This is a genomic window from Kineococcus aridisoli (genome assembly GCF_050871885.1).
In the GTDB taxonomy this organism is placed as follows: domain Bacteria; phylum Actinomycetota; class Actinomycetes; order Actinomycetales; family Kineococcaceae; genus Kineococcus.
In genome coordinates this window covers 1-5464 of record NZ_JBJLSF010000151.1, presented here as the reverse complement: position 1 = coordinate 5464, position 5464 = coordinate 1, and the positions used below count along the sequence as shown (strand labels likewise).

The following is a 5464-nucleotide window of genomic DNA, read 5'->3' as shown; positions in this document are numbered from 1 at the left end:
TGATCTTCCACGGTGCACCGTGGAAGATCACCACGGAAGGGGAGGGGGCGCGGCGGGGAGACTGGGGCGGTGAGCGCGCTCCCCGACGCCCCTGACGTCCCCGACCTCCTCGTCGTCCCCGTCGGCAGCTGCCCGGACCCGATGCCGCTGCGGGAGTCCGCGCGGGTGCGGGTGGTGGGCCCCCGCGACCCGGCGCTGCCCGGGGCCCTGGCCGCCGCCGACGCCCTCGTCGTCTGGGACGGCTTCGACGCCGCGATCGACGCCGCGATCGACGCCGCGATCGACGCCGCACGGGAGGGCGCCGGGGCGCTGCCGCGGCTGCGGTGGGTGCACACCAGCAGCGCGGGCCCGGACCGGTTGCTGTCCGGCGCCCTGCTGGAGCACCTGCGCACCCGGCCGGCCGTGCTCACGTGCAGCCGCGGGGTGCTGGACCGCGACATCGCCGAGTACGTGCTGGCCTGCGTCCTGGCGTTCTGCAAGGACCTGCCGACCACGCTGCGGCTGCAGGCCGGGCACCGCTGGCAGCACCGCACGACGCTGGGGCTGGCGGGCCGGCGGGCCCTCGTCGTCGGCGCGGGCTCCATCGGCACGCAGGCCGGGCGGCTGCTCGCGGCGCTCGGCGTGGCCGTCGACGGGGTGGTGCGCAGTCCGCGGGCGCCGATGGCCCCCTTCGGGGCGCTGCACGGCCCGGCGGGGCTGGCGGCCCTGGTCGGCGGCTACGACGTCGTCGTCGTCACCGCGCCGCTGTCGGCGGCCACCCGGGGCCTGGTGGGCCGCGAGGTCGTGGCCGCGATGCGCCCCGGCACGATCGTCGTCAACGTGGGCCGGGGCCCGGTCGTCGACGAGGACGCGCTGCTGGAGGCCCTGCGCGCCGGGCGCCTGGGCGGGGTAGCGCTGGACGTGTGGCGCACCGAGCCGCTGCCGGCGGACAGCCCGTGGTGGGAGGAGCCGGGCGCGATCGTCTCCCCGCACCTGGCCGGTGACGCGGCGGGCTTCGACGAGCGCCTGGAGCAGCTGCTGCACGAGCAGGTGCGCCGGTTCGCGGCCGGTCAGGCGCTGCTGCACGTGGTCGACACCGCGCACGGCTACGCCGCAGCCCCTACGGTGCAGGCGTGAGCTCCGCACCCCTGACCCGCGTCGTCGTCGTGCTGAACCCCAACAGCACCGGGGACGGGCCGGACAACGCCCGCCACCTGCAGGAGCAGCTGCAGCAGCGGGTGCCGGAGCTGGAGGTGGAGCTGCGGGAGACCGAGCACGCCGGCCACGCCGAGGACCTGGCCCGGGAGGCGGTGACGGGGCGGCCGGGGACGCTGGTGGTCTCCGCCAGCGGCGACGGCGGCTACCACGAGGTCGTCAACGGCCTGGTGGCCGCCGAGCGGGACGGGCACCCGGGCCTGGCGGCGGTCCTGCCCTCGGGCAACGCCAACGACCACGCGACCGCCACCCACGAGCGCCCGCTGGTGGAGGCCGTCGTCGACGCCGTGCACGGCAGGCCGCCGGTGCGGATGGACCTGCTGGAGGTCAGCGGCGCCGGCCGCAGCCGGGTGGCGCACTCCTACGCCGGCATCGGCATCACCCCCGTCGCGGCGGCCGCGCTCAACGAGCACGACCTGGACGCGGTGAAGGAGTCCATGCTCGTCGTGCGCGCGTTCTGGAGCTACCGGCCGCTGGCGATCGTGCACGAGGGCCGGCGGCTGCGCATCGACTCGCTGGTGTTCGCCAACATCGACCGGATGGCCAAGTACGCGCAGCTGTCGGAGGACTCCGCCCCCGACGACGGGCGCTTCGAGACGCTGCTCATCCCGCACCGCGGCAAGCTGCGGCTGCTGGCGGAGTTCGCCCGGGTGCTGCGCGGGGCGCACGAGGTGGAGTCCCGCAGGACGCCCTACGTCTTCCGCACCGAGTCGCCGATGCCGCTGCAGCTGGACGGCGAGGTGTTCCAGGTGGACGCCGGCTCCACCCTCACGGTGCGCTGCCTGCCGCTGGCGCTGCGCACCGTCCGCTGAGGAAGGCGCGCACCACCTCCGAGGACTGCGGCCGCTCCTGCTCCAGGTAGCCGTGGCGGGCACCGGGGAAGGTGCGCAGCCGCGCGCCGGGCACCCGCCCGGCCAGCAGCGCGGCGTTGGCGACGGGTGTCAGGGCGTCGTCCTCGCCGTGCAGGACGAGGGTGGGCGCCGCGATGCGGGGGAGCAGGTCCCAGCCGTCGTGACCGGTGCTGGCGGCGTGGTGGGCGCGGCGCGCCCGGGGGGTGCCGCGCGGTGCGAACCGGGCCGCCGTCGCCGGGTGGGCGGCGATCCAGCCGGGGGTGAAGAACAGCTCCGCGAGCGCCGTGAGACCGGCGGGCGACCCCGTGTGCCGCAGGGCGCGGGTGACCTCGCCCGTGCGCGGGACCTCGTGGGCGCCACCGGGGCCGGTGGCGCCCAGGACGAGGGAGCCGACGCGCTCGGCGTGCTCGGCGGCCAGCACCTGCGCGACGCGGCCGCCCATGGAGAACCCGTAGACGTGCGCGCGGGCGACGCCGAGGGCGTCGAGGACGGCCAGCGCGTCCGCGGCGAAGGTGCGGGTCGTCCAGTCCCCGGGCGCCACGTCGGCCTCCCCGGTGCCGCGGGTGTGGGCGACGACGACCCGGAAGTCGCCGGCGAGGTCGGCCAGGACCCCGTCGAAGACGTCCGGGCCCAGCGACTGGCCCGGCAGCAGCAGCACCGTCGCCGCGTCGCGGTCGGCCACCGTGGCGGCCAGGACCCCGCCCGCCACGGGCACGCGCAGGGTCCGCACGGGCGGTGGGGCGGCCGGTGGGTGGGGCGGCGGGTGAGGCGGCGGGTGGGGCGGCGGGTGGGGGGGCGGGGCGGGCGCGGGCACGGCCGGGGACGCTAGCCGCCGGCGGCGGCGGAGCCGCGCCCGGCCCGCTTCACCGCGTACATGCGGGCGTCGGCGGCGGCCAGCAGGGCCTCCACCACGGCGGACGGCGGGCCGGTGACCGGCAGGTCGCGGGGGTCCTCGGCGACGGCGCCGATGCTGGCGGTGGCGCGCACCCGGGTGCCGGCGATCTCGAACGGCTCGCTCATCGCCGCCCGCAGCCGGGCCACCACCGCCGCGGCGTCGACACCGGGGTCGGTGACGAGGAAGGCGAACTCGTCCCCGCCCCAGCGGGCGGCGCAGTCGCCGGCGCGCAGGCAGCCGCGCAGCCGGTCGGCCACCCCGCGCAGCAGGTCGTCGCCGGCCTGGTGGCCGAGGGTGTCGTTGACCTGCTTGAAGCGGTCCAGGTCGACGAAGGCCACGAGCACCGGGCGCCCCTCGGCCAGCGCGGCGCGCACCGCCTCCTGCAGCCGCTCGCCGAAGCGGCGGCGGTTCTCCAGGCCGGTGAGCGGGTCCACGTGGGCCAGCGCGTCGAGGGCGGCGCGCTGCGCCTCCGCCACGCGCAGCAGCCGGCGGTGGTCGTCGAGGACGAGGAACTGGCGCACCATCGCCAGCAGCACGCCGGCCAGGGCCAGCACGAGCACGACGCGGTCGGGGCCGGACCACAGCCGCACGGCCGCGCAGGCCGTCGCGGGCGCGAGGGCGGCGTAGGGCACCAGCAGGTCCCGGGCGGGGGTGCGGGTCTCGCTGCGGGGCACCGGCTGCTCGCGGTCGTGGCGGGCGGCGAGGGCGTAGAGGCCGAAGGCGGCGACCCAGGCGAAGTCGGCCGGGCCGCCGGTGGCGAAGCCCTCCGCGGAGACGGCGCCGTAGGCGTAGCTGGCGTCGGCGGCCAGGCCCAGGCACGCGCCGGCCACCACGAGCAGCACGGTGCGCCCGCCGCCGCCGCGGGCGACGGCCACCAGGGTGGCCACGAGGAAGACGACGCCGACGAGCGGGTAGCCCAGCGGCGCGACCAGGCCGGCGGGCGGGCCCTCGTGGGCGGCGACGGCGTCGCCGAGCCAGCCGACCCACACGACGATCAGCAGGCCCAGGCCGAGCAGCGCGCCGTCGAGCAGCGCGCGCGCGCCGTGGTGGGGGCGCACCCGCCCGCGCAGGTGGGCGGCCGCGGAGGCGACCAGCAGCACGCCCCAGGCGGTGAACGGCACGTCGAACCACGAGGTGGACGGCGGGTCGAGGCCGACGACGTCCTGGGAGGCGAACAGCACCTGCCCCAGTCCCCACGCGGCGCAGGCGCCGGCGAACAGCAGCCAGCTGCGCCGGGCGGCGCACCCCGCCGGCAGCAGGCGGGCGCGGGTGCGGGCGGCGCCGGCGGCCAGCAGGGCGGTGGCCGCCTCGGTGGCGCCGAAGAGCACGAGGGCCCCGTCGCTGCCGCGCCCGAGCAGGGCCTGGGCGAGCGCGAGGGCCAGCAGCAGCCCGGCGAGCGCGCCGAGGTCCGCGCCGAGGCGGCGGGGCCGCTGCGGCGCGTCCCGTCCGCTGCTCGGGCGAGTCCGCACGCAGGAGCCATCGGCGTCCCGTGCGGGCGACCTGACGGGCGGGCACCCGTCCGGACGCGCACGCACGGGTCAGCCGGTGCCGGTCTCGTCGCCGGTGCCCGCGGGGGTCCCGGGGTCGGCGGCGGCGTCGGTGGGGCGCATCAGGCGCAGCAGCGGCGCGGTGGACAGCCGCTGGCGGGCCAGGCCCGCACCGGCGAGCAGCACGAGCAGCGCCAGCAGCGCCACGGGCCAGGCGTCCAGCAGCAGGGCCACCGCCAGGAGCGCGAGCGCGGCGGCCGGCGCCACGGCCAGCGGCAGCCGGTTGTACCAGCGCGGCTGCAGCACGGAGGCGGCGTACCACCAGGCGACGGCGGCGACGCGCTCGTCGGGGTGGCGGCGGCCCTGGCGGGCCAGCGCGAGGACGTCCCTGCGGTCCTGCGGGGCCAGCGCGTCGAAGGCGCGCACCGCCGTCGCCCGCCGCTGCGGGGACAGCGGCGGACCGACGGTGGCGCTCACGAGCGGGCCTCCCGCCGCGCGCGCTCCTGCACGTCCTGCTGCACGTCCTGCACGCGCTCATGGTAGGCGGCGCGGGGTGCGCCCCCGGCACCGCGCGGGGCGCGCACCCCCTTCCCGCGGCCCGCGCGCGGGAGGAGCATCGGGGAGGTGACGGGCATCGAGGCGCGGGTGCGGTCGCTGCCGGGGACGGCGGCGGCGGTGGGCACGAGCGGGCGGCACTCGGTGGTGGTGGACCGCCCGGACGGCGTGGCCGGCGGCGCCGGCCTGGGGTTCAACGGCGGCCAGCTGCTGGCGCTGGCGGTGGGCGGGTGCCTGGCCAACGACCTGCGGTGCGCGGCGCACGCGCGCGGCGTGGAGCTGGAGGCGCTGGAGGTGCGGGTGGAGGTCGACGTCGAGGACGGCCGGGTCACCGGTGCGGACGTGGACGTGCGGGTGTCGGCCGGCGACGGGGTGGACACCGGGGCGCTGGTGCGGGCCGCGCTGGAGGCGTCGACGGTCCTGGCGGCGGTGCGCACGGGTTTCGCGGTGCGCCTGCCCGGCGCCGGCTGAGCGGCCGGCGC

At 78.9% G+C, this 5464-nt stretch carries 7 protein-coding genes; 3 read left to right on the top strand and 4 right to left on the bottom strand.

Annotated features, from left to right (window positions below; genetic code table 11):
- The first annotated feature begins 69 nt into the window (after positions 1 to 69).
- Both ACRYM2_RS22710 and ACRYM2_RS22705 read left to right on the top strand, forming a co-directional pair.
- A complete protein-coding gene (locus ACRYM2_RS22710; protein WP_432524942.1) occupies positions 70 to 1116 on the top strand; it encodes a D-2-hydroxyacid dehydrogenase in 1047 nt (348 codons plus the stop codon).
- The gene (locus ACRYM2_RS22705; RefSeq protein ID WP_432524940.1) at positions 1113 to 2006 is read left to right on the top strand and encodes a diacylglycerol/lipid kinase family protein; all 894 of its coding nucleotides are present in this window, start codon (positions 1113 to 1115) and stop codon (positions 2004 to 2006) included. Before ACRYM2_RS22710 ends, ACRYM2_RS22705 begins: the two co-directional genes overlap by 4 nt.
- Here the strand turns inward: ACRYM2_RS22705 and ACRYM2_RS22700 are convergent.
- The 4 genes from ACRYM2_RS22700 to ACRYM2_RS22685 all read right to left on the bottom strand — a co-directional run bounded on the left by ACRYM2_RS22700 (position 1963) and on the right by ACRYM2_RS22685 (position 5062).
- Entirely contained in the window at positions 1963 to 2775 is an 813-nt protein-coding gene (locus ACRYM2_RS22700; protein ID WP_432524939.1) for an alpha/beta fold hydrolase, read from the bottom strand. The genes ACRYM2_RS22705 and ACRYM2_RS22700 overlap by 44 nt on opposite strands.
- A gap of 95 nt (positions 2776 to 2870) precedes the next feature.
- Entirely contained in the window at positions 2871 to 4409 is a 1539-nt protein-coding gene (locus tag ACRYM2_RS22695) for a diguanylate cyclase domain-containing protein (RefSeq protein ID WP_432524938.1), read from the bottom strand.
- Between the two features lie 69 nt (positions 4410 to 4478).
- Entirely contained in the window at positions 4479 to 4904 is a 426-nt protein-coding gene (locus ACRYM2_RS22690; RefSeq protein WP_432524937.1) for a hypothetical protein, read from the bottom strand.
- A complete protein-coding gene (locus ACRYM2_RS22685) occupies positions 4901 to 5062 on the bottom strand; it encodes a hypothetical protein (RefSeq protein WP_432524935.1) in 162 nt (53 codons plus the stop codon). The genes ACRYM2_RS22690 and ACRYM2_RS22685 overlap by 4 nt, the downstream gene beginning before the upstream one ends.
- Here ACRYM2_RS22685 and ACRYM2_RS22680 point away from each other — a divergent pair.
- The gene (locus tag ACRYM2_RS22680) at positions 5052 to 5453 is read left to right on the top strand and encodes an OsmC family protein (protein WP_432524934.1); all 402 of its coding nucleotides are present in this window, start codon (positions 5052 to 5054) and stop codon (positions 5451 to 5453) included. The two genes, ACRYM2_RS22685 and ACRYM2_RS22680, sit on opposite strands and share 11 nt — an antisense overlap.
- Positions 5454 to 5464: the final 11 nt, after the last annotated feature.

What these genes read in the sequence shown, in the direction of transcription:
- ACRYM2_RS22685 (WP_432524935.1), bottom strand. Translation starts at nt 5,062, where the DNA reads ATGCCCGTCACCTCCCCGATGCTCCTCCCGCGCGCGGGCCGCGGGAAG.